The sequence below is a fragment of the Rhabdonatronobacter sediminivivens genome, from assembly GCF_013415485.1.
Lineage (GTDB): Bacteria > Pseudomonadota > Alphaproteobacteria > Rhodobacterales > Rhodobacteraceae > Rhabdonatronobacter > Rhabdonatronobacter sediminivivens.
Genome location: NZ_JACBXS010000100.1, coordinates 1 through 2,672 on the forward strand (window position 1 = coordinate 1; position 2,672 = coordinate 2,672).

Annotated in this window: 2 protein-coding genes; both read right to left on the reverse strand. The window is 67.1% G+C overall.

Annotated elements, in window-relative coordinates; translation table 11 throughout:
* A partial coding sequence (gene phnY / locus HUK65_RS18235; protein WP_179907679.1) for a phosphonoacetaldehyde dehydrogenase occupies positions 1 to 1,433 on the reverse strand: 1,433 nt, incomplete at its 3' end.
* A 3-nt stretch (positions 1,434 to 1,436) separates the two neighbouring features.
* The coding region (phnA, locus tag HUK65_RS18240) for a phosphonoacetate hydrolase (protein ID WP_268839498.1) at positions 1,437 to 2,672 on the reverse strand (1,236 nt) is incomplete at its 5' end.

Here is a 2,672-nt window from a genome sequence, read left to right on the forward strand (position 1 = left end):
ACGGAGAACGTCTTGATGTTTGTGAAGCTTTTCATGGCCTCATTGATCCCCTCCTTGGCGCCGTTGCCAGACTCCTTGATGCCGCCGAAGGGGGACATTTCGGTGCGGTAGCCGGGGACTTCCCAGATGTTGACGGTGCCGACCTCCAGCCCGTCGACATAGGCGCGGATGCGGTGCCAGTCGTTGGTGCACACGCCCGAGGACAGGCCGAAGGGGGTGGCGTTGGAGAGTGCCATGGTGGCGGCGTCATCATCGGGGACGCGGACCACGGGGATGACGGGGCCAAAGGTTTCCTCCATCACCAGGGCGCTGTCATGGGGGACGTGATCGACCACGATGGGCGGCAGCAGCGCGCCCTGGCGGCCGGGGTGATAGAGGATACGCGCCCCCATCGCCTCGGCATCATGGACGCGGGCGTCGAAGGTTTCGGCGGCCTTGGCGTGGATCACGCAGCCCAGTTCGGTCGCGGGGTCCATCGGGTCGCCGAAGCGCAGCGCCTTCGCGCGCTCCAGCACCAGGGGGACGAACCGCTCGGCCACGCTTTCCTGCACCAGGATGCGCTTGACGGCAGTGCAGCGCTGGCCCGAGTTCTTGGTGGCCCCGGCCACCGCCAGATCGGCGGCGCGGGCCAGGTCCGCATCCGACAGGTCATTGCAGATGATCAGCGGGTCATTGCCGCCCAGTTCCAGCACCTGGCGGCGATAGACGGCTTTCGCGGCGATCATCTTGCCCACCGGCACGCCGCCGGTAAAGGTGATCAGGTCATACTCGGGGTTGGTGATCATCGCCTCGCCGATATCGCCCGGCCAGCCGGTGACGACCGACAGCATTTCAGGCGGCAGCCCGGCCTCATAGAGCGCATCGGCCAGCCAGAGCGCGGTCAGCGGCGTCAGTTCGGTGGGTTTGACCACGATGCAGTTGTTGGTGGCAATCGCGGGCGCGATCTTGTGGCTGACCATGTTCAGCGGATGGTTGAAGGGCGTGATGGCCGAGATCGCGCGCAAAGGCTCACGCAGGGTAAAGATGCGCCGCGCCTTGCCATGGGGCGAGATATCGCAGGCAAAGGCCTGGCCGTCATCGATCACGCAAAGCTGCCCGGCGAGCGTATAGACATCCTGCGCGCGCCCGCATTCATACAGCGCATCGGCATGGCTGATGCCCAGTTCCGCCACGATGATCGGCGCCAGTTCCGACTTGCGTTCGGCGATGATCCGCGCGGTGTTGAGCAATATCTGCTGGCGCTGGTAGCGGGTCAGGGCGGGTTTGTAGGCGCTGGCGATGGCAAAGGCCTCGGCCGCATGTTCGGCCTTCCCGGCGGGGACAGAGCCGATTTCTTCGCCGGTATAGGGATACTGCACCGGCACGCGCTCGGCACTGTCCACCTTGCGCCCGGCGATGCGCATGGTCTCATGGCGGTAGGGGATCGGGGCCATGGGTCAGCGCGCCCCGGCGGGGGTCATTGCCCGCGCGGCGGCGGTGCAGGCCACGTGGAAGGCATCGAAATTGCGCAATTCGGGCGCGTGGGGCAGGTCCAGAACGCGGTTGACGATGAAGGGGACCTCCTGCTCCTGCAGGCCGCCATGGCTGCGCAAGGGCTCGTTCAGCGCGGCCAGGTCATGGCGATGCGCGCTGGTGCCGATGGACATGCCTGCGTCCGAGGTCAGCACGATATCCCCGATCCGGTCGGCGGGCAGCTCGAACCGCGCGACAGCCTCATCGCGGGTCAGCACGGTGTCCATCCCCGGCACGGCGGCCAGTCTGGCCACGATCTCGGCCAGGTCGGTGCCTTCGGGCAGATAGGCGGTGGCAAAGGACCCCAGCGCGCCGTGATGGACCACATACGGGTCGGTGATGGGCAGGATCACGCGCGCGGCGCCTTCGCCCAGCCAACCGTCCAGCAAGTCCTGCACATAGATCACCGCCGGGCTGCCGTCGGCCAGATGCTTGGGCTTCATGCCATGGTCGGCAGTGATGACGATGGCCGCGCCCAGGGCATCCAGTTCGCCCAGGTAGCGGTCGAACATGGCGTAGAACGCATTGGCCACCGGATCGCCCGGCGCGTGCTTGTGCTGGATGAAATCGGTGGTGGTCAGATACATCACATCCGGGCGCCAGTCCTGCAGCAGCTTGACCCCGGCGGCAAAGACGAATTCCGACAGATCGGCGGAATAGACTTCGGGCACCGGGCGGCCCAGCCATGCGCTGGCATCGTCGATCCCGTGGGCGGCGCGGGTGGTGGTGTCGGATTTCTCGGCCGAGAAGCAGATGGCGGTGTCATCCCCGAAGGTCAGCCCCGCGCCCAGCAGCGCGCGCAGCTTGTCCTTGGCGGTGACCACGGCCACCCGCGCCCCCGCGCCCTGGAACCCGGCGAAGACGGTGGGGGCGCGCAGGAAGCGGGGGTCATTCATCATCACCTCCTGCCCGGTCTCGCGGTCATAGAGGTAGTTGCCGCAGATCCCGTGCACCGCCGGGGGCCGCCCGGTGGCGATCGACAGGTTGTTGGGATTGGTGAAGGAGGGCATCGCCGAATGGCACAGCCGGTCGGTCCCCGCGCCCCGGATCCGCGCCAGATGCGGCATCAGCCCCGCCGCCAGCGCCGCCTCCAGATAGGCCGGTTCGCACCCGTCAAGGCAGATCACAACCGCAGGCCCCAAAGGCCAGGGATAACGGCG